Here is a 24,865-nt window from a genome sequence, read left to right on the forward strand (position 1 = left end):
TTAATTTTGTGAGGTAAATATATAAAAAATACGAGGGCTAATATGGCATTAGAGCACACAATTGCTTATTTGTTACTGGGTGGAAACTTAGGAGATAGAAAGAGAAACTTAGAAATGGCAATTCAGCTTTTAAATAATGAAGCAGGGCAGGTTACTGCGGTTTCATCAATTTACGAAACTGCTGCATGGGGCGTTACAGAACAGCCAGATTTTTTGAATCAGGCGGTGCAACTGGAAACCAGTTTAACTGCACTTGAATTGCTTGATAAGATGCTTGAAATTGAAAAACAGCTTGGCCGGATTAGAAAAGATAAGTGGGGCGAAAGATTAATAGATATCGATTTAATTCTTTTTGGCGAGGAGATAATCAATATCGAAAATAAACTACAGGTTCCGCATCCGCATATGCAAAGCCGAAAGTTTGTAATGAAACCACTTGCCGAAATAGCTCCAAATGTTTATCATCCAATTTTGGGGAAAACTATTTACGAAATTCTTGAAAATATTTCGGATAATTTGGAAGTAAACAAATTGTAAATTATTATGTTTGTTTTATGCAAGATAACAGAGAAAATCATCCCCTAGATTTATCCTATCTTACAGAAATGGTTGGTCATGATCCTGAATTTATGATCGAAATTTTTGAAACCTTCATTGAGCAAACCCCATTTTATATGGCCGATCTCGAAGTTGCCTTATCTGCCAAAGACTGGAAGAAGGTGGCAGATTGCGTTCATAAAATAAAGCCAACCTTTAGCTATGTTGGCCGTGGCGATGTTCGAGATTCTGTTCAGATTATAGAATCAAATGCCCGCAAGCTCGAGGATGTAGAGAAGATCCCTGAAAAAGTGAAAGACCTAAATCTCATTATCAATAAAATTTATATCCAGCTGGCAACAGCGATTACTGAAGTGAAATCGAAATACAGTATGTGATCTAGATTGCTTTGCCTCCTCTAAAATGAAGGATGGATGAAGCAATGTAAAGTACTAAAACGAAAGGGATTGCCGCAAACTGTAAAACAGCGATTAACACAGTAGATATAATTAAAAAGATAAACTTAATCTTATTTTTTGCCCAGCTTAAATCGCTGAATTTTAAAGAAAAAATTTTTATTTCACTTACCAATAGAAAACTGGTGATCGCTGTAATGGCAATCAATAAAATGGTAGAGCCAATTATTTGCGGATAATCTACAGCGATAAATGGTAAGGAGCAAATAAATAAAGTATTCATTGGTGTATTTAAACCAATAAAATCTTCCGTTTGCCGCTCATCGTTATTAAACTTTGCCAGGCGCAAAGCAGAAAAAACAGTTATAAAAAAAGCCAAATAAGGAAGGTACTCCGAAGTGTAATCACTCACTTTTAACAGTTGAAACATGATAATTCCTGGTAAGAAACCAAAGCTTACCATATCTGCCAACGAATCTAAATCTTTACCAATTGCCGATTTCACATTCAATAAACGAGCAACCATGCCGTCGAAAAAATCAAAAATGCCCGAAAGGATTACGAAATATGCAGCGGTTTGTAAATCGCCTTTAAATGCAAAAACGATTCCGATACAACCAGAAAATAGGTTCGCACAGGTAATCGCATTAGGGATATGCCTTTTCATGTTTTTGGAGTTGAAAGTATAAAGTTAAAAGTTTAAAGCTTCAAGGCTCCAATTTTGGAACTTTTAACTTTAAACCCTTAACTTTCAACACTCTACTAGCTATTCATCGAAATTAAGAATTCTTCGTTGCTTTTTGTACCTTTTATTTGAGCCTGTACAAATTCCATCGCTTCCTGACTGTTCATATCTGCCAAGTGATTACGTAAAATCCAAACACGTTGTAAAATATCTCTATCTAACAATAAATCATCACGACGAGTACTCGATGCAGTGATATCAATTGCTGGGAAGATCCGTTTGTTCGATAATTTACGGTCTAATTGTAACTCCATGTTACCAGTACCTTTAAATTCTTCGAAAATTACCTCATCCATTTTAGAACCTGTATCAGTTAATGCAGTTGCTAAAATGGTTAACGAACCACCGTTTTCGATGTTACGGGCCGCACCAAAGAAACGTTTTGGCTTGTGTAATGCATTTGCATCAACACCACCCGATAAAATTTTACCAGATGCAGGTGCAGTTGTATTGTAAGCTCTTGCTAAACGTGTAATCGAATCTAAAAGGATTACTACATCGTGTCCGCTTTCTACCAAACGCTTAGATTTTTCTAAAACAATATTGGCAATTTTTACGTGGCGTTCAGCTGGTTCATCAAAAGTAGAAGCAATAACTTCGGCTCTTACACTACGAGCCATATCTGTAACCTCTTCAGGACGCTCATCAATTAAAAGAATAATTAAATAAACTTCCGGATGGTTCTTAGCGATTGCATTCGCAACCTCTTTAAGTAAATTGGTTTTACCTGTTTTTGGTTGTGCTACAATTAAACCACGTTGTCCTTTACCAATTGGCGTAAATAAATCCATAATACGGGTAGAGTAGTTACTGTTATCCGTAAATAAATTTAATTTTTCTGTTGGGAAAAGTGGCGTTAAGTAATCGAAAGGAACGCGATCACGAACTTCGGCTGGAATTCTGCCATTAATTGTTTCAACACGAACCAAAGGGAAATATTTTTCGCCCTCTTTCGGCGGACGGATGCTACCTTTAACAGTATCGCCAGTTTTTAAGCCGAAAAGTTTAATTTGAGATTGCGATACGTAAATATCATCGGGAGAAGTAAGGTAGTTGTAATCTGCTGAGCGTAAGAAACCGTAACCATCTGGCATAATTTCTAAAACCCCTTCATTCGTGATTACATTATCAAAATCTAAGTTCGAATAACTGTTTTCATTTTTGTGGTGATTTCCTCCTCCAGGTTGTTTTTGCTGGCGGTTATCTTCACGCTGAGGTTTTTCTTGCTTTTCTCTTGGTTCTTGTTTCTGTTTCGGAGCTACAGGAAGCACTTCTGCACTTTCTTCAATCAGCGCCGAAATTGGTTTAACACTTTCTTCGGCTTCAACAACTCTTTCAGGCTGTCTTTCTGGCTGTTGGTGTTGTGGCTCGTCAAATAAAGTTACCGATTCTCTTTTTCTTTCGATAGGAGCAGCGGGTTCGTCTTTACTTAGTCTTACTCTTTTTTTAGCAGGTTTCTCTGCTACAGGAGCGGCAGCATCAGCAACAACTTTAGGCGCTTTTTCTGCTTTAACTGCTTTGGTTTTTGGAGCTGGGGTTGCAACTGCAACTGGCTCACTTTCGCTATATGGATCTGCACCCGATTTAGCGGCGGTTATAATTTCTTGTTGATGTAAAAGCACTTCAACAAGGTCAATTTTTCTTAGGGAGTCGGCAGCTTCAATGCCATAGGTTTTAGCAAGCTCACGTAATTCTGATGTGAGCTTATCATTTAATTCTGTTTTGCTAAACATTCTAAATATATATGTTTCAAGAAATTTTAATTTTGTTTATAACGGATGTTTTCAGTTATAAATCTGCTTGGACTAAAATATTGTGTTAATTTAAAAACCAAGCGGTTTAATTGTGTATAAATTCTTTAGGTTATAATACCAAAAATGAGTTGGTTATAGAAATGCTCAAAATGGTTTCATAATGTGTTTACAAGCTGAATAAAAAAAGCATATTAGGCTTTAAAAAAGGTAGCAAAAAACAAGTCTTGATAAATTTTTTCTGGATATTCAGATAAACGGTTGAGAAATTATGTTGCAATTGTATGTATTTGAAACGTAATCCGCAAGAAAAAGTTTAAAATGTTTATAAAAATATTTAAAGTGTCTATGTTTTTTTAGTCTAAAAATTTAAAAAACCTCATATTTGCAGCAAATAAGCCCATATATGACTAAGCAACAACTTTTTGAGCAGATACAAAAAAAACGTTCATTTTTATGTGTCGGATTGGATTCTTCATTAGATAAGATTCCACAGCACCTGCTGAAGTACGAAAATCCGATTCTGGAATTTAACAAACAGATTATCGATGCAACAAAAGATTTGTGTGTAGCTTATAAACCAAATACAGCTTTTTATGAGTGTTATGGTAAAAAAGGTTGGGAAACTTTAATCGAAACCTGGAAATATATACCTAATAATATTTTTAGCATTGCAGATGCAAAACGCGGCGATATTGGAAATACATCTGCCATGTATGCTGAAACATTTTTTAATGAAAAATCATCAGAAATGAGTTTTGATTCGGTTACGGTCGCTCCTTATATGGGAAGCGATTCGGTAACACCGTTTTTAACTTTTAAAGATAAATGGGTAATCCTGCTGGCCTTAACCTCTAATTCTGGTCATGCCGATTTTCAATTGCAGCAAATTGGGGATGACAAACTTTTTGAACAGGTATTAAAAACTTCTCAGCAATGGGCTACAGATGAACAAATGATGTATGTAGTAGGGGCAACCCGCGGTTCTGCTTTTGCCGATGTACGTAAACTTGCTCCAGATCATTTTCTTCTGGTTCCTGGTGTTGGTGCACAAGGAGGCGATTTAAGTGAGGTTTGTAAATATGGCTTGAATTCTCAATGCGGATTGTTAATTAATTCTTCCCGTGGAATTATTTATGCCAGTCAAGGCGAAGATTTTGCTGAAAAGGCGAGGGAAGAGGCGTTGAAATTGCAGCAGGAAATGGAGCAGATATTAATTACGGCTGAATTGGTTTAACTCTATATAATTAACTACAGATCGACAGGATCAGCACAGGTTAATTCTACCTATTTATTGCCACTGAAACACGGAATACACGGAAATTTGAATATTCTTTCCGTGTTAATCAGTGCTTCCGTGGCAAAACTCTTCTTTCTTACTAAACCTCAGCGTTTTTGTGGTTAAACATTTACCTACTATGAATCCCAAAATAGATTTAAAACTAATATTTGCCTTATGTGGCGTTGCCCTAATTTGGGGAACCACTTACCTGGGGATTCGTGTAGCTGTAGATAGCATTCCTGCCTGGTATGTAACTGCAATTCGTCAAACGATTGCTTCATTAATTATTCTAATCCTTTTAATTAAACAAAAAGAACTAAAATGGATTGGTTGGTCAAGCTTTAAACGCAAGATTTTACTTTCTATATTAATGGTTGTAATTGCTAACGGAATGACAACCGTTGCCGAAAAAACGATTCCGAGTGGGTTAACATCTTTAATAAACGCAACTTCGCCATTGCTGGTGTTTTTAGGCTGTGTTTTTTTAGGGATTCAAAAACCAAGTTTAAAAGGTTTTATCGGTGTTTTCTTAGGGTTTTTGGGGATTGTTTTTATTTTTAGAAATGGTATTAACGATTTATTAGAACCTGGCTATCGTAACGGCATTCTTTCGCTTGTAATTGCTGTTTCTGGGTGGACTATTGGAACCATTTACTCCAAAAAGCATAGTGGAAAGCCGCAGTATATTTTCTTGAACCTGTTTTATCAATTTGTTTTTTCTGCAATAATTCAATTCGGTTTGGCCTTTGTTTTTTCTGGCAAAGCCGATGTAAGCAGCTGGAAAACTGAAAGTATTTTTGCTACAACCTACCTGGCCGTTTTTGGTTCGGTATTGGGCTATTTTTGTTATCACTATGCACTAAAGAAAGTAACGGCTTCAGAAGTTTCTATTTTAACGTATTTCAATACCATTATCGCAATATTTTTAGGCTGGTTAATTTTAAACGAACATGTGGATACAGATTTAATTGTTGCAACAGTTTTAATTATTGCAGGAGTTTTTATTACGAATTATAAGAAAAAAGCGCAAGTCGTTTAATCAATATGCCCCATACGGATCTGAAAAACGAAACGGAAAGCTAGGAACAGGATTTGTTCCAGAATCTTTTCTTTAAGGCGGCGAGAAAGGATGTACAACCTTTAGGAATATTTTTTATCTTCAATAATGAATTTTCCAGAAGACTTTCTTCACTATGTGTGGCAATTTAAATCTTTCGATTTTGGCGATTTGAAAACCGCTACAGCTGAAACTTTAAAAGTTATTCATCAAGGCTTTTTAAATAAAAATTCTGGCCCTGATTTTAGTAATGCCAAGATTCAGATTGGAGATACCATCTGGGCAGGTAACGTTGAGATCCATTTAAGATCTTCTGATTGGCTAAGACACAACCACCAGTTTGATGCTGCGTATGAAAATGTAATCCTTCATGTGGTTTATGAAAATGATGCGGAAATTAAAAGAAGAGATGGTTCTGTTTTACCCGTTTTAGAACTAAAGAACCGAGTTTCAGCGGAGCTGATTATCAAGTATGAAAACCTATTTTTAACACTGACAGATTTTCCTTGTGTTGCTCAAATCAAATCGGTAGATCAATTAATTATAAATTCATTTTTAGCGAGAACAGTAATTGAACGTTTCGAGCAGAAGACCAATTTGGTAATCGAAACTTTAAACCAACTGAATGGTAACTGGGATGAAACTTTTTATCGTTACCTGGCTATGAATTTTGGCTTTAAAATTAATGCCTTGCCTTTCGAGCTTTTTGCCAAGTGCATTCCGCAACAAATTTATGGCAAGCATAAAAATAACCGTTTGCAAATTGAGGCTTTAGTGTTTGGTTCTGCAGGGTTTTTAAATGATAAGTTTACAGAAGCTTATCCTGAAAAGCTGAAAAAGGAATTCGAGTTTCTGCAGCAGAAATATAAAATCAAGCCCATTGAAGTATCCATCTGGAAATTTATGCGGATACGTCCACAAAACTTTCCTACCATACGATTGGCGCAGTTTGCAGCATTGATTGTACAGTCGAATCATTTGTTTTCAAAAATTATAGAGATAAAGGATGTTAAAGAATTGCGTAAACTGTTTGAAAATCTTCCAGTAAATAATTACTGGGAAACGCATTATCATTTTAAAAAAGAAGCGGTTAAATTAAGTACCCAAATTGGCAAAACATCAATTAATAATATTCTGCTCAATACGGTAGCTTTATTTTTGTTTGCTTATGGCACGAATACAGGTACGCAATTTTACATCAGCAGCGCAATAAAACTATTAGAAAGTTTACCAGCTGAACAAAATACAATAACTGATAAATTTACTTTAGCGGGTGTGAAACTCGATCATGCATTTGCATCGCAAGGCGTTTTACAATTAAAAAAGCAATATTGCGATGAGAAAAAATGCCTGTCCTGCGGCATTGGAATTAAGATTTTAAAACAATCCTAAAACTTTAATGATTAGAACGTTCTTATTCATCGCTTTTGTTTAAATAATTGAGAATGGAAAAAGATAATAATTAGGGTTCAATTTATTGTAAGAGAAGCAAATGCTAACCTCTATTTTGGGCAAATTAAGTGGTGAAATAAATATAAAAATGAGCTGATTGGGAAAAATTAAAATCTTAAAACTATTAAATGGAAATGGTGTTGTTTTGATTAGGTTTGCCGCAGATTTTTAAATCATTACTCTATTTATTTTTAATAATATATGTTTTTAACGCCTGAAAGAATAATAATTGTAAGAGGTAGTGTAATTGTTATAGGAACGGTGAAAGATTCGGATTCGGTTTTCAGAATTACCGTTGACGGCGTATTTCGAGGATATATTCAAATTTTAGACGGTGAATACCAGATGATGGCGGGTTGTGTAATGAGTATTTATAAGTTTAATACCATTGTTGAGGCGATGAAAATGGGAATTAACCAATGGAACAAATTATAGTCGATGTTTTTGCAAACTTTTTTAGGCGCAGGATGTTTTCAATATAAGTTTAAAATTAATTAATTGGTGCAGGTGTAATTTTACACTTGCATTTTTTTGTTTAGAGATTTGATTTTTTGGGAAACCTCAAATTAATTCTAAAGTGAAAGAATTGCAATTGTTTAACTTATATCGTTAAAGCATATTAAAGAGGGTATAAAGATTAGTTTTTGAATCCACATTCATCTGGATAATTGCTCGGTAAGGTTTAATGAATAGAAATAGTGGGGTTGTACCTACTTTATAAATAAAGTGTTATATTAGTATTGCTTTATTTTATCATCTAAACGGTGATATTTTAATTAAAAAATTAAGGTTTAGATTGCAAAAAGTTTATTAAAACACATTTAAACTGCTTTTATAACGAGCTGTTGACGATGTGGTTTGGTGTTAAGATTTTAAAACAAACTTAAAATGTTCCAAAGGATTATCACTTATTTCGAGCAACAGAGTTTTGGGGTTTCTACCTATTTAGCGAATAAGTTAAATATGAGTACAGCCAAAGTTAGGCTGTTTTTCATTTATTCATCCTTTCTGGCAGTCGGTTTTCCTATCCTTTTTTATCTTTTGGCTGCCGTGGTTCTTGATATTAGAACTTATATGAAAAGAATGCGGTTAAGAATTTGGGAGTAACCCAAGCGTTTTACGTTGTAAGTTATACGTTCTATGTAAACTCAAACGTTTCACGTTGTAAGTTATACGTTCTATGTAAATAGAACTTATTACTTAAAACCTATAACTATTCCTCCCTCAAAATTTCTGCAATTTCATGGAAGCCTTTTTCTGCAGCTAAATCAGCAGGTAATTTTCCACCTTCCATTCTTAACGAAACTTCTGCGCCATGCTCTAAAAGCAGAATAATCAATTCGATATTTCCTAACTGTGCTGCGGTATGTAAAGGAGCTAAACCTGCTTTTTGGCAAACATTTGGATAAGCGCCAGCATCCAAAAGCATTTTTGTTATGTTTATGTTGTTAGCAGCAACTGCTGAATGAATCGGAAAAACGTTAAAGCCATTTTTGGAAGCCAAATTTACATCGGCACCTTTTAACACTAAAAAGCGAGCTAACTCTTCGTGACCAAAATAACAGGCTAATCCTAAAGGTGTAAAACCATCTTCCGAGAATTGGTTAATGCTATCAGGTTTCTGGAAAATTAATAGCGTAGCGGCATCAAATTTGCCAACTGCGCAAGCCTCAAATAAAGTTAAATCATCTACAAATTCTGCTATCAAATTTGCTATTTCCTGCTTTTTATAATAACAAGCCAATAGCAAAGGCGAAATCTTGTGCGTAGTAAGTGAATTAGCCAGTTGAGGATGCTGAACCAAAATCTCTTTTACTGCATTTAAATTACCTGCTTCAATTTGTTCTTCGAGCTGTGCTATGTCCATAAAATGAAACTTGTTATATAAAACTAACTAAAATATAGAGTTATTTAATTTCTAAATATATAGAGTGTTTCGTAAAAAGCAAAATTGTGGCTCGGTTTTCCTTTGGTTGCGACTAATAGCGATGAATATAAGTAAGTAAGCCGTTATTCTGAGCCCTCCGAATCGCTTTTTTTGAATAATACCACTCTTAGAAAGACCCAGGATGAAAATATTTTTATTAGTTAGTTCTACTGAACTGAAATCTTTATTGAGTTTTATCGTAAGCGTATAAACCAGCGAACGAGAAACTTGTTAGATATTACGTAAGGCAGTTAAATAAAAAATCCTGTTCCACCTCTCCAGGCAAAACAGGATAAAACCTAAAACAAAATCCGTTTCATTTAATAAAACGTAACAACTTGTGTGTTGTTAAAATAATAGACGAATATTTAAGTTTAAGGTTTAATGCCTCTTGAATATTTTTATTTAATTTGAGGCAGAATATAAAACTCGTAACAGATATTTTATATTTGTTCATTATTAAATTCAAGGATAGAAAATGTCGGTAAGGGGTAACCAGTTTAAAACCAATACATTCAGAGAGAAGGGTGGAGAAAACACATCGGGCAGAGGGGCAACCAGCCGCCAACCGAAAGAGAAAAGGGAATATTTACCAAATTTCGATTTGGCAGATGGGCGTGCAGTTAAGATTTTAGGGTTGTTTTTTGTTATACTTTCTTTATACTTTTTAATTGCTTTTACATCATATTTATTTACCTGGCAAGACGACCAGAGTTATGTAATTGATGCAAACGGCGGTTGGAGTAATTTATTTAAAACTGCAGAAGAGCTTAAAGATGCTGGTATAAATGCGCCAGTTGTGCAAAACTGGCTTGGTAAATTTGGCGCTTTATTATCGCATCAGTTTATTTACGAATGGTTTGGTGTGGCCTCATTCTTATTCGTGTTGGCTTTCTTTATTATTGGCTATCGTTTGTTATTCAAGGTTAGAATTCTTTCTATTTCAAAAACACTTGGATACAGCTTTTTCTTTCTACTTTTTCTTTCGCTAACCTTTGGGTTTGCGCACAGTTTCTGGTCAGAATCGCCACATTATGTTGAAGGCGAATTCGGTTACTGGAGTAATAAATTGCTGGCAGCTCAAATTGGTGCTGCGGGTGTAGCAGGCCTAATTGCCTTTGCTGGCTTAACCATTTTAATTATTGCTTATAATATAGATTTTAAATTCCCCGAGCGTACACCGAAAGAGGTTTACCTGGATAATGAAGTGCCTGACTTTGTAAATGAAGTTAGGGAAAGAAATGCAGGCAGAAATAATAATTACGAGGAACCTTCAGAACCAATTGAATTTCCAGTTCGCGATAAACCACCTGTAAGCGAGCGTAAACATCAAAATGTAGTATTACAGCCAAGCCGTTTCGAACAAAAGGAAGAGGAAGAAGTTGTTGCGCCTGTAGTTTTATCGCCTACTGCTGTAAACTTACCCTTAGCAGCAACAGCAGCTGCAGCTATGCCTTTGGTTGTTGAACCGACCATTGAAGAAGAAAAGGAGCCAGCTTTTACTATCGAGAAAACCGAAGAGGAAATTAAATCGGATGATTTGGTTGAACAATTTGGTAATTATGATGAGAAATTGGATTTATCGGGTTATAAATACCCAACAATTGATTTACTGGAAAACTATGGTACCAATAAAATTTCTGTTAATGCAGAAGAGTTGGAGGCCAATAAAAATAAAATTGTAGAAACGCTTAATCACTACAATATCGAAATCGATAAGATTAAGGCTACGATTGGGCCAACGGTTACCCTTTACGAAATTATTCCAGCTCCAGGCGTTCGGATTTCGAAAATTAAAAACCTGGAAGATGATATTGCGCTTTCATTGGCCGCCTTAGGTATTCGTATTATTGCACCAATGCCTGGGAAGGGAACAATTGGTATCGAGGTTCCAAATCAGCATCCTGAAATGGTGCCTATGCGAAGTATCTTGAATACCGAGAAATGGGTTCAAAATACCATGGATTTACCTATTGCCCTGGGGAAAACGATTAGCAATGAGGTTTACATTGCCGATTTGGCTAAAATGCCTCACTTACTGGTAGCGGGTGCTACTGGTCAGGGTAAATCGGTAGGTATTAACGCAATTCTTGTTTCTCTATTATTTAAGAAACATCCGGCGCAATTAAAATTTGTATTGGTCGATCCTAAAAAGGTAGAGTTAACTTTATTTAATAGAATTGAACGCCACTTTTTAGCGAAGTTACCAGGAGAGGCCGATGCGATTATCACAGATACCAAGAAGGTTGTAAATACTTTAAATTCTTTGTGTATTGAGATGGATCAGCGTTACGATTTGTTGAAAGATGCTCAGGTTAGAAACTTAAAAGAATACAACGATAAGTTTATCAAACGTAAGCTTAATCCGAATAACGGACACCGGTTCTTACCGTTCATTGTGTTGGTTGTTGATGAGTTTGCCGATTTAATGATGACTGCTGGTAAAGAGGTTGAGGCACCGATTGCCCGTTTGGCTCAGTTGGCTCGGGCGATTGGAATTCACCTTGTTTTAGCTACACAGCGTCCCTCGGTAAACATTATTACGGGTACCATTAAAGCCAACTTCCCTGCGAGGTTAGCGTTTAGGGTTTTATCGAAAATTGACTCCAGAACCATTTTAGATAGTGGTGGCGCCGACCAGCTGATTGGACGCGGAGATATGCTTTTATCTACAGGGAGCGACTTAATCAGGCTACAGTGTGCTTTCGTTGATACACCTGAAGTCGATCGTATTTCTGAATATATTGGCAACCAGCGAGGATATTCTGATGCTTATCAATTGCCAGAATATGTTGATGAAGCTGGTGAGGGAAGTAAGGCAGATTTTGATCCAAACGAACGTGATAAATTCTTCGAAGATGCTGCCAGACTGATTGTTATGCATCAGCAAGGTTCTACATCACTTATCCAGCGTAAATTGAAATTGGGTTATAACCGTGCAGGTAGGATTATCGATCAACTGGAGGCAGCAGGAATTGTTGGTCCGTTTGAAGGTAGCAAGGCCCGCGAAGTTTTATATCCTGATGAATATTCTTTGGAACAGTTCTTGAATAGTTTAAATGACAAAGGTTAATTAAACTAATAAGAGAAAATTTACTCTAACGTTTTAATAGATATTTAAAAAACACAAGATGAAGAAATTAATTTCAGCATTAATGGTTGTAGTTGCTTTTACAACAACAACTTATGCTCAAACTGATGCGAAAGCTAAAGCAATTTTAGCAGAGGTAAGTAAAAAATATAAGTCGTACAATGTGGTTAAAACCGATTTCAGCTTTACTTTAGATAACCCAAAAGCTAAGGTTAAGGAAACGCAGCAAGGTACTTTATATGTTAAAGCCAATTCTAATAAGTATAAAGTTGCGATGACAAATCAAGAATTGTTTAGCGATGGTAAAAGCCAGTGGACTTATCTAAAAAAAGATAAAGAAGTTCAGGTTAGTAATGTAGATAACAGCGGTGATGCGATTAACCCTGCCAAAATCTTTACCGTTTACGAAAAAGGATTTAAATACGTTTACACTGGTGAAGAAAAAGCTGGTGGCAAAACTTATCAAATGATCGATTTAACACCTGTTGATGCTAAAAAAGCAATCTTTAAAGTTCGTTTAAGTATTGATAAAGCAGCTAAGCAAATTGCCAATGTTGTTTTATTTGACAAAAACGGTAATAAATACACCTATAACGTTAAAACATTTTCACCTAATGTAAATGTTCCAGAAACTACTTTTGCCTTCGATGCGAAGAAATATCCTGGCGTTGAAGTTGTAGATTTAAGATAATTTTCTTTTTCCGCTTTGCGGGATGAGATTAAAAATGGTTCAGTTGGAAACAGCTGAACCATTTTTTTATTAAATCTATTCTATAATCTATTGTGTGAAATGAAATTTGTTTACCAGATCAAGTTGAAGGGTTCAAGTAGGGGCCTTCGAGGGTTCTTATTCGTAAAAAGGCGTTATTTTTCGAATAAGGTAGCTACAAGGTCCGACTTGAACACAATAAACTATGGCTGAAACGTGGGGTAAAGGCGGGGTAATGGTGGGGTAGAGCTGGACTAAGCTAAGTGAAAGATGGTGCTTCAGGAGAAATTGACTATCTTTAGTTATCATCCCTTTTTCTTATGCTAAGATACAAAACAAATGGCTATACAAAAAGGATTTTTACACATTAGGGGGCGCCTGGGCGACCTTATTTTTTACAAAAGGTTGAATAAGGACGTTGTTAGAAACAAAGCTTCCGAAAAACCACAGACAGAGAACAGTAAAAGAAGTGCCCGTGATTTCGGTACGGCAAGCAAATACGGGGCTTACATCAGGCAAGTATTCCATCCGCTGGTTATATTTTATGGCGAAGCATCGTTGATGAATCGGTTGAACAGTCGCTTAATTGCGGTTTTAAAAACAATTCCACAAGAAAAGGCAGGCGCTAAAAAACTGATTGACGGAAATATTTCTCTGTTAACTGGCTTTGAATTCAATCAGGCAACGCCATTCAGCAAACTTTGGCTCAAGCCTACAGAATTTAACATTGTTGATCGTCAAACCATTCGACTTAGCTTACCCGAAGAAAACCTTAGAAATTTAGTAAAGCCTTATGCAAAGGCCACACACATTATTTTGCAAGCCATTATTTTTAATTTTGAACTTGATGGAGATGAATATGAGGAGGTAAGGGTGAAAGATCTGAGCATTCCCCTCAATCTGGAACATTTCTCTGGTAAAGCGCTTAATGTTCCCCTAAATTTGAACGGAGACAGGGCCGTTTTAATTGCACTTGGCGTACACTATAGCGACGACAGTGCTTTTGGAGGTGTAAAACAAATTGCCTGTAAAATTGCGCATGCAATCCAAATACGTGATGGGCAGATTGTAAATTTTGTTGAAGTTCCTAAGGAAAAAATAATACCTCAACCAGCACCTGAATTGTTGGACTGGGATGATCTTTAGCCTAATCCAGGAACGCTTAATACAAGTTAACATTCATCTGTAATCAATTTTTTTACCTCCGATTTATGAATGCTGCTTAGATTTCTCTAAGTTTGTTCTAATGTCGTTGCCACTAACAAATCATACCTTAGAAAAATTAGAGCTCCTGCTTTTTGCCATGGGCTATAAGGTTCGTTACGAAAAGGGAAACTTTAAAACGGGCTCTTGCTTATTAGAGCATAATAAGGTTGTAGTGGTTAATAAATTCTCCAATCTCGAAGGAAAAATTGCTGCGCTGGTTATGCTGGTTAAGGAAACCAATCCTGATGAAAACCTTTTAGATGATAAGCAAAGACAATTCTTTCACTCGCTACAACAAACTGAATTATTTTAATGATTATAAAAAACTCAAATTACACGAATAGAAAGGAAGGTTTATTACGATGAAAGTTACTTTTTTAGGTACTGGTACCTCTCAAGGCGTTCCTGTAATTGCTTGTAATTGTGAAGTTTGTACCTCTACAGATCAGCGGAATAATCGTTTAAGAACTTCCATTTTAATCGAGTTGGGTGATAAAACAATTGTTGTAGATAGCGGACCTGATTTTCGTTACCAGCTTTTGCGTGCAAAAGTAAAAGATTTGGATGCTGTTTTATTTACCCATGAGCATAAAGACCACATTGCAGGACTGGATGATATTCGGCCGTTTAATTATTTGATGCACAAGGTAATTGATGTTTATGCTACTGAACGTGTTCAAACTGCCTTAAAAAGAGAGTTTTACTACATTTTTGCGGAAACGAAATACCATGGTCTGCCACAAATTAATCTTCATACCGTTACCAATGGTGAAGATTTTAAAATAGGGGAGCACAATATTATTCCTTTCGAAGTAATGCACCATCTATTGCCGATTACGGGTTACCGTGTTGGTGATTTTACTTACATTACCGATGCAAAAACTGTTTCTGAAGCTTCATTTGAAAAAATTAAAGGAACCAAAGTGCTGGTGATTAATGCCTTACAAAAAGAATCTCATATTTCGCACTTTACGTTAAATGAAGCTATTGCTTTTGCCGAAAAGGTTGGAGCAGAAACGACTTATTTAACGCATATCAGCCACAATTTAGGCTTGCATGAAAATGTAGAAAACAGCTTGCCTGCGAATATCAGACTGGCTTATGATGGTTTAAAAATTGAATTGTAATTAACGGTTTCTGAAATCTAAAATTAAATTATATTTGCAACACAAACTCAGGTGGCGAAATTGGTAGACGCACCAGCTTGAGGGGCTGGCGCCTGTATGGGTGTGGGAGTTCGAATCTCCTCTTGAGTACAAGAAAACTTCGGTAGTACCAACGATTACCGAAGTTTTTCAAATTTTATTGTTCTGGTTCAACAGAACTCTACTTAACTTTCATTTGAATATAATGGATCGAAAGTTATGCAGTAAAGATGACGATTGCATACGAATGTATAGTTTCCCTCGTCAAAGGGTGTTTGTATTGAAGAATTATTTCTACTCAACTTTTTTACAACAAAAAAAGCGGGCCTATGGAAGACCGCTTTAAGTTTTAATTTATCAGATTTAAGCAATCTTAAACTCGCTCCGCAAAATACGACTTTATCTCATCCCATTGATTCCAATAAGGGCTTATAATATAAAACGTTTGCCCTTCTTTGTAATGTTCCAATCTGAAAGTCGGTTCGTCAAAAATTTCTTTCATTTTTGCATTTCCGCGATAACCTTCATATATCTTAAAATCATCGCTCAAAATCTTCGTTGTCTTTCCGCCAAAAGTTGTAATAAAAGAGCTACCTTCTAGTATATGAATTTTTTTCACAATGGATTTCGTAACAAAGTATCTCTGAAGAGTCACTCGAATCATCCCGAAAATACCAATTAGCATCCCAACAATTCCAGCAAAAACTGCTGGTAGCGTCACGTCTTTATAAAAATCACTTTTCAGGGCAATAAAACCTAATGGTAATATGATGGTTATCAAGCTTGATATAACGACTTCTTTCTTAGATCTTGCTAACTTATCATCCAATTGCTGTTCACCTTCAGCGCTAATTTCGTAACTAGTATCTTTCATATCAGCAAAACTAAGGATTCTGATGCTCAATAAAGTGATTTTGGAGAATTTGAGTGGATAAACCAATCTTTAACAATTTTAACATTCTGGCAATCCAAGGAGAGCTTCTATGGATGCTAAGAATCCTAATAGATGACCTTGTTTTTCGATAATGTCATTTGAGGACGTTTATCAAAAAATGGTTGTATTATGAGATTCTGAAATAGTTTTGATGCTTTGTCGAATACAATACTGGTATTGGAGGAATAAAAAACGCAAGGTTTACAGGTAGTTTTCATTATTATTTCCCCTTATCTGGTAAATATTGTTTAGTGATAGATGGTACTCAAACGGACAAAAGATATTTGTTGCGCCGAAAAAAAAATATTCAACCTGACACGATAGATAAAAAGACCATCGAGCATATTAATAATTATTCTACGCAGGTTGTAAATGATTATGTGTTTGGACATAACAAAGAATTTCTTAAGGGTATTATTGATCTTGGCTTAAAAGCAATTCGGAATACAAAAAATCAAATTCAACAGTAATTACTATTTTTCTATGGTCTCAAAAAACGAACTTTTAATAAAAATTCAAATTAGCTATCCCCTTGTATATAATATGATGTCTTATCTTTATTAATAGTTTTATGGAATTTATTGGTACAGAACATCTATAATAGTATGAATATTAAAATAAACACTCTTTTTTTAATAATGGTAGCACTCATTAATTATGGCTTTGCGGCAATTAGTGTACAAGATGAATATAATCCTATTACATCTGATGACTCAGATCTTAAATCAATTAAAAATATTGATGATTATCTGTATTGGGAATGCATCTATAATCCCAGCATATTCAGCTCCTCCAGATCTGAACAACAAATAATAGCTCAACTTGGAGATATTAAGTACTCTAAGTATGTAAAAAAAACATTTAGTTCTGTAGGTTTTTTTTCGGCGTGTGTCCAGGATTTTGTTCTTACTATATTGTAGCCGTCAAAAAAGATAAATCAATTAAAGTTATAAACACACCGAATGACTTTCGAAAATTTATTGGAAAAATTGATAATGTAGAGGAGGCAAAATTAATTGTTAGGAATGCCGGGTACATTTTTTCTATTGCCCCTAAATATATGGCCTCATATAAACAGTCAGCAGATAAATATATTTTTAAATTACATGACTTTGGTCTTCAATCATGTTTGCCCCCAGTGCAAACGGAACCAAAATCAATCACTATTGCGGTTGACGAAATGGCATCTATCTCAAGGCTTTAACGTTTTCAGAGGAAAGCAATCTATCGTAAGCTTACACCTTAGTTTGATGTTCGTATTACATTTTTGTATCATAAAACGAAGGTTTTTTGGTATGGTGCTGAAACTAAGTGTTACAAAATATTGTCTTGACATTCCAAATATCTGTGTTCTAAATTTTCAACTAAACGGGGCTGTGGTTATGGGTTTTAAAATATTCTAATTCAATCTTTTGCTCTTTTAAGTCATCAACAATTTGAACCTATTATATTCGCTAATTGATCCAATTTTTCATCAGGAATTTAATTAAAGGAATTACCTAAACCGATTTGTTACTAAAAATTCCAGGTTTTACTGAATTCTGGAGATATTATGGGTTTAAAAACCTTAATGACTGATCGAAATATTCTTCCTATTTTAAACAATTCAAAAGCAATTTAAACGACTTACCTAAATGATTCCTGGTCGACGAAATCCTTCCAGTTTTCGAAGCCGATAAATTGACTCAGGCTGTTTAAAACAAATGGGGTTGGTAAAGCATACTTGTTCCGGGAAAAACCATAAATGCGTTTTAAATTTGATTCTGAAATATAGTTTTTGGTTTTTAGGAATACAAGCTCGGAAATTAACCGACAATCTGTTTCTGTTATACTGATGATACCTGATTTGGTTAATACCCTTTCTTTTAATTGTGTTTCCAGATTGTCATTTATCATAAAGCACTTTGTTCGTAATTGAGATAATTTGCAAATTTGAAGCGGCACATTGTAATTTAGTTTTGCTGGATATTCGTTCTTTCTTCAAGAAATCCTCACTAATCGAACGGTAGGCTAAAGTTATTTGGATGAAATAAGACGATAGTTAACTCGACTTGCATAAAGCTAGCATAATTTCGATACATTGCGTATTAATCGCAGTTTTTTTTTGATAATCGGCTACCCCTTATCTGGATGGGGCGTAGGTAAAAATACAAATGGCTCAAACGGCTTTTAAAAACAGATTTTAAATAGGATAAAAATCTAACTTTCTGTGTTGATGGGTTTATCCTGTGAATGTGAGGCAACACTAATTTTAAACTGATAAGATGGAAAAAGGAAGGTATTTATATGGGAGAAATTAAAGGTATTCAGGAAGTTCAATCCTCAATGAGCAAAGTAAAACAGGCGATTGTTGATCATGTATCTGTGTTGATCGAGAGAACTTTTAAATTCAACGATTTTATAATTAACGTTGTTCCTTCGACTGAGGTAGATGGAGTAGAAAACACACACACTTCGATATTGTTGAGTCAAGATGGAATAAATTTTGGGGAGGTTCGGATTAATAGTTCTGAATATTTAAGTATGCGTGTTGAAGATCGGGAGAAACTTGGGCATATTACACAAATGTTGTCTGGACAGCTCCACTCGCTTAGCTTATTTGATAAACCTTTTCTTGAATTTGCTGAAGCAAGAACCGAAAATTCATTGTTCAAATCCGAATTAAACTTAGCCCACTCAGATCTAAATACAGCTCATGAAGAACTTAGTGATGCTTATAATCTCGGAGTACTGTTAAACCGAAATCTCTCCCGGATGCGTGATGATATTAATCTGTTTTTGGAACAGGCACCTATAGCATTTGGTGTTTTAAAATATCGCCATTTGAAAATTGAGGTAGCGAATAGTTTGATACTTCAGTTATGGGGTAAAAACAAGTCTGTAATTGGAAAGCCACTCGCTGAAGCTTTGCCTGAACTTGCAGGACAACCATATCTTGACATCCTGGATGAAGTTTATACTACGGGTAAACGTTATGTAGGCAGGGAATCGCCTGTTTCACTATTTATTAATGGCGCAGAAGAAGTGGTCTATTTTAATTTTATATATGAGCCGATAAAGAATAAATCTGAGGTTACGAATTCGATTATGATTATTGCGACTGATGTTACCTCGATCGTAAGAGAAAAATTAATAGAGAAAACTTAACGTTCAACAACGATTAATTTCTTTCTATTTTTTCAAAGATAGATGAATCGAATCCGAAAGTTTAGACACCCAATATGGAGTCCTTCAAGGGGCCATTCCTGCAGGCATCCTCAAAATGATGATAATCCGTAAAAACCTTAGAGGCAAGCTTAATTGCAATCTCGGGCAAAATCAGCTTCCATTTTTCCTGTCGGCCAAAAGCCATTAATTCATCCTTAGTTGCGGATCCATCCATACCTGTACTGCGCAACTGTGCCGAGGCGGTTAGTATGGCCATGTCATCAATTACCTGATACATATTGCGGTAATCATTTTTTAAAATCTTAAAATCGATCGTGTCCTTAACTGGCTGAAGCTCCTGCATGACATAATCTTCATTTTTAAAACGGCTGGTTGAGAGCAGTGAAGCTGATACATGCTGCATTCGTTTCTGTATGGTGATAATCCTGTTGGCATTGTCTTCGAATGCAGGCTGCACTTTTTTAAAATAGGGCGTGAGAGAAGAATCAAAAGCCTGCTTCATGTCAATAAGCAGGTAACTGTCTTTTGTATTGATGCTCTTTAAAAGGAACAAGTATCTCTTTTGCCCAAGGCTCCCAGTTCCTGCTAATCGGTAAACGACATCTTTAACTTTATAATTGTAAGGACTTTCATCATTTTCCTCGAGCCATGTGGTAATGTGCTGCTTAAGTTCCTTTTTTAAATCTTTATTAACTTCAAAATGCCGCTCATCTTGCAAATCCAGTACAAGCTTACCTTTTTTCTCATAGGTTCTTTTTTTGAGTAAATCATCATAAGAACTCTGTTCAGCCCTTTTTAAAAAATCACAAACAATTCCTTTGGATGTTCTGGGGTCCAAATCGACTGCTTTTCCACTGCACAAAGTTGTTGAGTAACTTTTGATAAATAGCAAGACCATATTCATCGCCTGCTCAGATTCTATTTCGAAACTTTGAAAAGCAATAAATATACTTGTGATTAGGCGAATAACCTCCCAAAGAACTGGTGCTTTAATCGCCTCGTCGAAATCATTTAAGTCGAAATAAACCATTTTATTATTGCCCCGATAGCTCCCGAAATTTTCCAGGTGCAAGTCTCCACAAATCCATCCGACAGGGGATGCAGGCATAGCCTTTTCCTGGGATAGGTGTTTATAAAACAAATGGCAAGTACCACGGTAAAAACGAAACCCATTTTCAAGCATCGCCTGATATTTGAGTTTCAATACCTCAGGGAAACGATTCTTATTGAATGCAATTATTTCTTCGACGTTGGACATTGAGCTTATCTTTCAAAATTTAGATTCATATAAATTAATTTATCTTGTTGTCCTGTTGTTTCTTTTCGGCAAGTTCTTTTGCTGAATCAATGGAATGCGATTTATGGATATCATCATCCTTCTCGGCAACATCGGAGAGTTTTTCATAATATTTATGCAGGACATCAAGTTCGGATTCATTTAAATCCTCAATGTCGACCATTCGATTACTCGCATGCCTGCTTGCGGCAATTAATTCATTAAGCTTTAATTGTATCGCTTTCGAATCCTTGTTTTGCGTTTTCTGAATTAAAAATACCATCAGAAAAGTCACGATGGTTGTTCCTGTATTGATCACCAATTGCCAGGTATCCGAGAAGTGGAATATGGGCCCACTGATGCCCCAGATCAATACAATTCCAAAAGCAATGAGGAAGGCAGATGAGCTTCCTGTCCAACACGTTATCTGATTCGCGGCACTTTCGAAAAAATTTTGCTTTTTCATGGTCGTAAGTTTATATCGAGGTTTGGGGTGATTCTATTAAAAACTAATCAGCTGTCCAGGCCGAAACAGAGCCAGCGCCACACAGGAACTCGCCCCAGCCATCTTCATTTATTACGACTTCAGAATCAATCACCCCAAGTCGGTCGTGAAAAGTTCTGCCCGCAAAGGCTTTGCCGATCTCCATTGATTTGAATCCTTCTCCACCGTTGGAAAGCAGGACAGCTATTCCAGAGCCGGGTTTTTCTACCGCACCCTTAACTGTCCAGCCTATGCAATTCGGATGGTCGAAATAGTCTCTTTGCTCGCCATAAACATTATTTTGCCTAAGGCCTAACATGGCTTGGATTTGGGTAATGGGCTCGAGCACAATCTGATGTTCCTCTCCATCATTTCCTTGATCGGTATATTTAGCACCGTATAAATCAGGATAAAAAATGCAAGGATAGCCAGTAGCCCTTAATAATATCATTGCATAGGCAAGCGGACGAAACCAGTATTCGACAGTTTGCTCTAATGACTGAAGGGGCTGAGTGTCGTGATTTTCTACCAATGTTACGGCCAGTTCAGGTTTTGCTGAAACTAATGTTCCCGTAAAAATTTGTGATAAATCATAGTCGGCCCCTTGTTTGGATGCGGTGGAAAAATTGGCCTGCAAACAGGCATCAAATAAGGACATTCTTCCCTGAGTAACATCAATGTACTCGAGCATCACATCCAGTTGACCTGGCGACCAATATTCACCGACGGTGAAGAGTTCCTTTCCGGTAAAAGTTCTCATGTGGTCTAGCCATTCATTGAAAAAAAAGGGTGGCATGTGTTTGATGGCGTCGAGTCTAAAACCATCAAACTTAAGCGTTTCATGAAACCATTCGCCCCACTTTTTTAGTTCCTCCATAACCGAAGGATTTCGGAAATCAATATCGCAAAGCATGAGGTAATCGTAATTCCCATTTTCGTTATCAAGTACATCCTGCCAGCCTTCACGGTCTTTATTTTGAATACTGTAGATGGCTGTTTCTTCATTTTTTTTATCAAAATCTACCCCCGTAAAACATTTGTAGTCCCATTTAAAATCAGAATATTTTACCTGTCTCCCAGGAAAGTTGAATTTGGTATAGGCTTCAATTTCGTAGGGGTCGGATACAAATTCATTACGATTTTGGGGATCCACCTTTCTCACCTTCACTATTTCCGTTTCATCCCCGCCTCCTACATGGTTGAGTACAATATCTGCGTAAACCTGGAGGCCAGCCGACTGCGCCGCACCAACTGCTTCCAGCAATTCTGCTTTAGAACCATACTTTGTGGCTATGGAGCCTTTTTGGTCGAACTCGCCTAAATCGTAATGGTCGTACACGTCATATCCCGTGGATTCTTTTCCATCCATTCCCTTGTGGGCTGGAGGAATCCATAATGTATCAATTCCGAAGGCTTTTAGTTCTTTCGCGTCTTTTGTTATTTTTTTCCAAAGGCTCCCGTCAGCAGGGTAATACCATTGGAAATACTGCAGCATTGTAAAGTTTTCCATATAGCAACTAGTAGTTCATCTTGAACCAATAACCGTAGGAATGGTAAAAAGTTTGGGGAGATTATGTTCATTATCAAATATCCTGTAAATGGGGAGATTTGTACTGGTGTATAAATCATAACAACCAATCAAACAAATTAGTCACACAATTGCTCAAAATCTATAACATGGCGCAGTACAGTGGTATTGTGAATTTTGGTATTCTGAAATGTTAGTAATAACCCGCTTTGTTGATTTTAGAATAAGATTTATTATTTAACTCCTGATTTTAGATGCCAGTCTATGCAAGCTTTCTGCGCAGCCATTTGCGGACTGGTTCATCATACCATTTCAATTCGAGATAAGCTAAAACGACTACGCCTATTAAAATGAGAAACGCACCAGGCCATGCCTGGGCAATAGTTATTCCCTTATTATTACTGATCCATGCAACGTAAAAATAAACCACAGGGTAATGAACCATGTAAAGTGGATAGGATATATCACCAAGGAATTTGCATATCCTGTTCTCTTTTTGAGAGTGCATCACGCCACTAGCACCCAGATATACGATCAGTGGGAAAATTATAATGATGCAAACGGAATCATAAATCCCGTTCATCCATATCTGCTCAGCACCACCTATTCGCGGCATGTAAAGTACAATCGCTACCAACAGGCTGCACCACAAAAAAGCGTTCTTAATTCGGGTTGGTTTTGCTACACGTGACAATAACAGACCAGCAAAGAAAGGGAACATCGTTCGGGTAAATCCAATCCATACCTGTTCCACATTTAGTGTCCAGCCACCACTGACGTCACCGTTGGTAATTGCCAGGTGTGCAAGTGCGATAGCAGCAATGCCAACTAAAATACTCAACGCCAGGATTGAAAATTTTCTGATCCAAACGGCATATAAAATGTTTGCAATGTATTCAAAGAACAGCGACCAGCCTACGCTATTAAGGGGATGCATTTCTTGCCAGCCACGGATATCAAGCGATAGTGGCACCGGAAGGATCGTGTAACCGATCAACATAACTAACAACATTTTCCAAACAGGAACGGTATGAATCAATGGCCATAGGGTAGAATCTGTGAAATAGAATCCAATTGCTCCGAGGGTCATGCCTAATACCACCATTGGTTGAAGACGTTCGATACGACGTTTGAAAAAAGTTGCTACTGTGGTTTTCTGCCATCGATCATCGTAAGCGTAGCCGATCACGAAGCCAGATAATAAAAAGAAAAAGTCGACAGCCAGGTAACCATGGTTAACGAATTTATCCAGATTGCTTGTTGAAAATGGCTCGGCCAGGTGAAAGGTTACAACGATTATCGCTGCGATACCGCGAAGTCCATCTAATATAGGGTAATGTGGTTTGGTGGCTAGTTCGTTGGGTAGGTTGGTCGTCATGTAATAGGTTGTAAAAAATTGCAATTTGTTAAAAAATAGCCAGCATTCACAGCCTGATTATAATTATTCCCTCCTAAACGATTAAATTGTTACTTCATGAAACGAAAGCAATAATTATGCTAAACATTGCCGTAACAGGAGCACCTGTATCAGCTTTACGGTACAGATTGAGCCCGATATAATAAGAACCATAATACGGGAAAAACCTTGGATATCAGTTAAGTAAAAAGTCTAATTCAAATTTTAGATTCCAGTGAAAAGATTGTTGCGAACCCGCATGCTTTTATAAAAAGAACGGGACAGGAGCCTATCTTGAGTGATGGTTATTGTTCCTCTTGCGATTCCGCATATTTTTTGAAAGAGGCCAGCACGGCACTGCAAAAATCAGTTTGCATGTCCAGCGGATCGGTAGCGTTGGGCTCAAAGGTCTCAGCTATGGTGACAGGGTTGCTTCCAGTAAAAGTAATGGTCGAATGGCGGCCATCGGAAAGGGCATAGCTGATTAGTTCATGAGTCTTCACCTGGTTATATTTAGCGTTGAAATCAAAGCTGAAACTTCCATCCTTCAGACCCATTACCAGTTTTAGCTTTCCACCAGGGCGCAGATCATTCTCGGCCGATGGGGTATGCCAGTCTTCGGATACGTTGTTCCATTTTCTGATGTCCTCTGGCGTGTTCCACAATTTCCATACGCGTTGTATGGGGGCGTTGACTTGGATGCTTACGGTGATGGGCTGCATAGATATTGATCTTATCCAGCAAATCTAATTTTGACAGGC

22 protein-coding genes and 1 tRNA gene are annotated in these 24,865 nt (G+C 36.6%); 14 read left to right on the forward strand and 9 right to left on the reverse strand.

Annotated elements, in window-relative coordinates; translation table 11 throughout:
* Positions 1–42 precede the first annotated feature (42 nt).
* Complete coding sequence (gene folK / locus ABD692_RS16205; RefSeq protein ID WP_316757362.1) at positions 43–537, forward strand: 2-amino-4-hydroxy-6-hydroxymethyldihydropteridine diphosphokinase; 495 nt, start codon at positions 43–45, stop codon at positions 535–537.
* 17 nt (positions 538–554) lie between these two features.
* Positions 555–935 (forward strand): Hpt domain-containing protein, encoded by a 381-nt coding sequence (locus tag ABD692_RS16210; protein ID WP_344768628.1) that lies wholly within the window; start codon positions 555–557, stop codon positions 933–935.
* A 1-nt stretch (position 936) separates the two neighbouring features.
* Here the strand turns inward: ABD692_RS16210 and pssA are convergent, their stop codons facing one another.
* A complete protein-coding gene (gene pssA / locus ABD692_RS16215) occupies positions 937–1,620 on the reverse strand; it encodes a CDP-diacylglycerol--serine O-phosphatidyltransferase (RefSeq protein ID WP_344768630.1) in 684 nt (227 codons plus the stop codon).
* Between the two features lie 95 nt (positions 1,621–1,715).
* The gene (rho, locus tag ABD692_RS16220; RefSeq protein ID WP_316757369.1) at positions 1,716–3,431 is read right to left on the reverse strand and encodes a transcription termination factor Rho; all 1,716 of its coding nucleotides are present in this window, start codon (positions 3,429–3,431) and stop codon (positions 1,716–1,718) included.
* A gap of 424 nt (positions 3,432–3,855) precedes the next feature.
* On the opposite strand from rho, the gene pyrF reads away from it, so the two are divergent.
* From pyrF to ABD692_RS16245, 5 genes are all read left to right on the forward strand, one after another.
* Positions 3,856–4,686, forward strand: a complete 831-nt coding sequence (pyrF, locus tag ABD692_RS16225) for an orotidine-5'-phosphate decarboxylase (RefSeq protein WP_344768632.1) — start codon at positions 3,856–3,858, stop codon at positions 4,684–4,686.
* 181 nt (positions 4,687–4,867) lie between these two features.
* Positions 4,868–5,770 (forward strand): DMT family transporter, encoded by a 903-nt coding sequence (locus ABD692_RS16230; RefSeq protein ID WP_344768634.1) that lies wholly within the window; start codon positions 4,868–4,870, stop codon positions 5,768–5,770.
* 126 nt (positions 5,771–5,896) lie between these two features.
* The gene (locus ABD692_RS16235; RefSeq protein ID WP_344768636.1) at positions 5,897–7,180 is read left to right on the forward strand and encodes a DUF2851 family protein; all 1,284 of its coding nucleotides are present in this window, start codon (positions 5,897–5,899) and stop codon (positions 7,178–7,180) included.
* 261 nt (positions 7,181–7,441) lie between these two features.
* A complete protein-coding gene (locus ABD692_RS16240; protein WP_316757377.1) occupies positions 7,442–7,675 on the forward strand; it encodes a hypothetical protein in 234 nt (77 codons plus the stop codon).
* Positions 7,676–8,128: 453 nt separating this feature from the next.
* Positions 8,129–8,347: a PspC domain-containing protein gene (locus ABD692_RS16245; RefSeq protein ID WP_316757379.1), complete on the forward strand. Its 219-nt coding sequence runs from the start codon at positions 8,129–8,131 to the stop codon at positions 8,345–8,347.
* 106 nt (positions 8,348–8,453) lie between these two features.
* Here ABD692_RS16245 and ABD692_RS16250 read toward each other — a convergent pair whose 3' ends face one another.
* Complete coding sequence (locus ABD692_RS16250) at positions 8,454–9,107, reverse strand: ankyrin repeat domain-containing protein (RefSeq protein ID WP_316757381.1); 654 nt, start codon at positions 9,105–9,107, stop codon at positions 8,454–8,456.
* Between the two features lie 538 nt (positions 9,108–9,645).
* Between ABD692_RS16250 and ABD692_RS16255 the strand changes: the two genes are divergently transcribed.
* The 6 genes from ABD692_RS16255 (at position 9,646) to ABD692_RS16280 (ending at position 15,429) form a co-directional block, all read left to right on the forward strand.
* Positions 9,646–12,240, forward strand: coding sequence for an FtsK/SpoIIIE family DNA translocase (locus ABD692_RS16255; protein WP_344768639.1), 2,595 nt, complete (start codon positions 9,646–9,648; stop codon positions 12,238–12,240).
* Positions 12,241–12,298: 58 nt separating this feature from the next.
* A complete protein-coding gene (gene lolA1 / locus ABD692_RS16260; RefSeq protein ID WP_316757386.1) occupies positions 12,299–12,949 on the forward strand; it encodes an outer membrane lipoprotein periplasmic chaperone LolA1 in 651 nt (216 codons plus the stop codon).
* A gap of 357 nt (positions 12,950–13,306) precedes the next feature.
* Positions 13,307–14,113, forward strand: coding sequence for a hypothetical protein (locus ABD692_RS16265; RefSeq protein ID WP_344768641.1), 807 nt, complete (start codon positions 13,307–13,309; stop codon positions 14,111–14,113).
* A 100-nt stretch (positions 14,114–14,213) separates the two neighbouring features.
* Positions 14,214–14,486 carry a hypothetical protein gene (locus tag ABD692_RS16270; RefSeq protein WP_344768643.1) on the forward strand — a complete coding sequence of 91 codons (273 nt, stop codon included), beginning with the start codon at positions 14,214–14,216 and terminating at the stop codon, positions 14,484–14,486.
* A 49-nt stretch (positions 14,487–14,535) separates the two neighbouring features.
* Positions 14,536–15,300, forward strand: a complete 765-nt coding sequence (locus ABD692_RS16275) for an MBL fold metallo-hydrolase (RefSeq protein ID WP_344768645.1) — start codon at positions 14,536–14,538, stop codon at positions 15,298–15,300.
* Between the two features lie 45 nt (positions 15,301–15,345).
* Positions 15,346–15,429: transfer RNA gene (locus ABD692_RS16280), tRNA-Leu, on the forward strand.
* 262 nt (positions 15,430–15,691) lie between these two features.
* On the opposite strand, the gene ABD692_RS16285 is transcribed toward ABD692_RS16280, so the two are convergent.
* Entirely contained in the window at positions 15,692–16,222 is a 531-nt protein-coding gene (locus ABD692_RS16285) for a hypothetical protein (RefSeq protein ID WP_344768647.1), read from the reverse strand.
* Between the two features lie 2,316 nt (positions 16,223–18,538).
* Between ABD692_RS16285 and ABD692_RS16290 the strand changes: the two genes are divergently transcribed.
* Positions 18,539–19,399, forward strand: coding sequence for a nitrogen regulation protein NR(II) (locus ABD692_RS16290; RefSeq protein ID WP_344768648.1), 861 nt, complete (start codon positions 18,539–18,541; stop codon positions 19,397–19,399).
* A 61-nt stretch (positions 19,400–19,460) separates the two neighbouring features.
* On the opposite strand, the gene ABD692_RS16295 is transcribed toward ABD692_RS16290, so the two are convergent.
* From ABD692_RS16295 to ABD692_RS16315, 5 genes are all read right to left on the reverse strand, one after another.
* The gene (locus ABD692_RS16295; RefSeq protein WP_344768650.1) at positions 19,461–20,678 is read right to left on the reverse strand and encodes a DUF2252 family protein; all 1,218 of its coding nucleotides are present in this window, start codon (positions 20,676–20,678) and stop codon (positions 19,461–19,463) included.
* 34 nt (positions 20,679–20,712) lie between these two features.
* Complete coding sequence (locus ABD692_RS16300) at positions 20,713–21,162, reverse strand: low affinity iron permease family protein (RefSeq protein WP_316757789.1); 450 nt, start codon at positions 21,160–21,162, stop codon at positions 20,713–20,715.
* Positions 21,163–21,205: 43 nt separating this feature from the next.
* Positions 21,206–22,690: an alpha-amylase gene (locus ABD692_RS16305; protein WP_344768654.1), complete on the reverse strand. Its 1,485-nt coding sequence runs from the start codon at positions 22,688–22,690 to the stop codon at positions 21,206–21,208.
* A 280-nt stretch (positions 22,691–22,970) separates the two neighbouring features.
* A complete protein-coding gene (locus ABD692_RS16310; RefSeq protein WP_344768656.1) occupies positions 22,971–24,086 on the reverse strand; it encodes an acyltransferase family protein in 1,116 nt (371 codons plus the stop codon).
* A gap of 323 nt (positions 24,087–24,409) precedes the next feature.
* On the reverse strand, positions 24,410–24,826 hold the full coding sequence (locus tag ABD692_RS16315; RefSeq protein WP_344768658.1) for an SRPBCC domain-containing protein: 417 nt from the start codon (positions 24,824–24,826) through the stop codon (positions 24,410–24,412).
* Between the last annotated feature and the right edge of the window lie 39 nt (positions 24,827–24,865).

This window comes from Pedobacter ginsengiterrae (genome assembly GCF_039537385.1).
In the GTDB taxonomy this organism is placed as follows: Bacteria; Bacteroidota; Bacteroidia; order Sphingobacteriales; family Sphingobacteriaceae; genus Pedobacter; species Pedobacter ginsengiterrae.

Coding starts and splice junctions, on each gene's coding strand:
- folK (WP_316757362.1), top strand. CDS start 43: ATGGCATTAGAGCACACAATTGCTTATTTGTTACTGGGTGGAAACTTA.
- ABD692_RS16210 (WP_344768628.1), top strand. CDS start 555: ATGCAAGATAACAGAGAAAATCATCCCCTAGATTTATCCTATCTTACA.
- pssA (WP_344768630.1), bottom strand. CDS start 1,620: ATGAAAAGGCATATCCCTAATGCGATTACCTGTGCGAACCTATTTTCT.
- rho (WP_316757369.1), bottom strand. CDS start 3,431: ATGTTTAGCAAAACAGAATTAAATGATAAGCTCACATCAGAATTACGT.
- pyrF (WP_344768632.1), top strand. CDS start 3,856: ATGACTAAGCAACAACTTTTTGAGCAGATACAAAAAAAACGTTCATTT.
- ABD692_RS16230 (WP_344768634.1), top strand. CDS start 4,868: ATGAATCCCAAAATAGATTTAAAACTAATATTTGCCTTATGTGGCGTT.
- ABD692_RS16235 (WP_344768636.1), top strand. CDS start 5,897: ATGAATTTTCCAGAAGACTTTCTTCACTATGTGTGGCAATTTAAATCT.
- ABD692_RS16240 (WP_316757377.1), top strand. CDS start 7,442: ATGTTTTTAACGCCTGAAAGAATAATAATTGTAAGAGGTAGTGTAATT.
- ABD692_RS16245 (WP_316757379.1), top strand. CDS start 8,129: ATGTTCCAAAGGATTATCACTTATTTCGAGCAACAGAGTTTTGGGGTT.
- ABD692_RS16250 (WP_316757381.1), bottom strand. CDS start 9,107: ATGGACATAGCACAGCTCGAAGAACAAATTGAAGCAGGTAATTTAAAT.
- ABD692_RS16255 (WP_344768639.1), top strand. CDS start 9,646: ATGTCGGTAAGGGGTAACCAGTTTAAAACCAATACATTCAGAGAGAAG.
- lolA1 (WP_316757386.1), top strand. CDS start 12,299: ATGAAGAAATTAATTTCAGCATTAATGGTTGTAGTTGCTTTTACAACA.
- ABD692_RS16265 (WP_344768641.1), top strand. CDS start 13,307: ATGGCTATACAAAAAGGATTTTTACACATTAGGGGGCGCCTGGGCGAC.
- ABD692_RS16270 (WP_344768643.1), top strand. CDS start 14,214: ATGTCGTTGCCACTAACAAATCATACCTTAGAAAAATTAGAGCTCCTG.
- ABD692_RS16275 (WP_344768645.1), top strand. CDS start 14,536: ATGAAAGTTACTTTTTTAGGTACTGGTACCTCTCAAGGCGTTCCTGTA.
- ABD692_RS16290 (WP_344768648.1), top strand. CDS start 18,539: ATGGGAGAAATTAAAGGTATTCAGGAAGTTCAATCCTCAATGAGCAAA.
- ABD692_RS16295 (WP_344768650.1), bottom strand. CDS start 20,678: ATGTCCAACGTCGAAGAAATAATTGCATTCAATAAGAATCGTTTCCCT.
- ABD692_RS16300 (WP_316757789.1), bottom strand. CDS start 21,162: ATGAAAAAGCAAAATTTTTTCGAAAGTGCCGCGAATCAGATAACGTGT.
- ABD692_RS16305 (WP_344768654.1), bottom strand. CDS start 22,690: ATGGAAAACTTTACAATGCTGCAGTATTTCCAATGGTATTACCCTGCT.
- ABD692_RS16310 (WP_344768656.1), bottom strand. CDS start 24,086: ATGACGACCAACCTACCCAACGAACTAGCCACCAAACCACATTACCCT.
- ABD692_RS16315 (WP_344768658.1), bottom strand. CDS start 24,826: ATGCAGCCCATCACCGTAAGCATCCAAGTCAACGCCCCCATACAACGC.